The sequence below is a fragment of the Serratia odorifera genome (assembly GCF_041448735.1).
GTDB lineage: Bacteria > Pseudomonadota > Gammaproteobacteria > Enterobacterales > Enterobacteriaceae > Serratia_F > Serratia_F odorifera.
In genome coordinates this window covers 1-554 of the sequence record NZ_JBGMUT010000073.1, presented here as the reverse complement: position 1 = coordinate 554, position 554 = coordinate 1, and the positions used below count along the sequence as shown (strand labels likewise).

General features: G+C 33.0%; 1 protein-coding gene. It reads right to left on the bottom strand.

What is annotated here, in order from left to right:
• Positions 1–313: 313 nt before the first annotated feature.
• Positions 314–554 (bottom strand): transposase (locus tag ACCC84_RS23910; RefSeq protein ID WP_371902441.1); only part of this gene is annotated, 241 nt, incomplete at its 5' end.

Below are 554 nucleotides of genomic sequence, written 5' to 3'. Positions count from 1 at the left end.
TACTAGAGCAGCTTTTGAGTTTTTAGATTTATATTTTCGTATCCCTTTATGAAGTATAAGATTAATAGCTTTCTGTACTGTATTCATGTTGGATCTCCTTTCTACTAGATTTAAGACAACAAAAAAAGGTGAGCAGTTATATCACTGCTCACCTTAATAAATAGACTTCCCGAATTGTATACAAAGGTAGAAAAATCCATAATTAAATACGCTAATAGATGCACTTAAATAGGGGGTTCTATCTTTACAAATCTACACTAATTAACTATACTAATAGGAGATATTTCATATCTAAATAGAGGGTGTTGCAAAACTAAAATAAATATGCAATGTTATGAATCAGAAAAACTAGCTGAACATGCAGTAGATAACGATTTTGACCATACCAACGTGGCTGTTCCAGCCCTTTATCTTTGAGATTGCTAAACTGTTGTTCAATTTTTCCACGTTCTTTCATCAACTGTTTCCCAAAAGCTGTATTTACAAAATGTGATAACACACGACGGTGTGAATTTTTAATTTGTTCGCCCTTTCGGGGGTTAATGGGATTGACC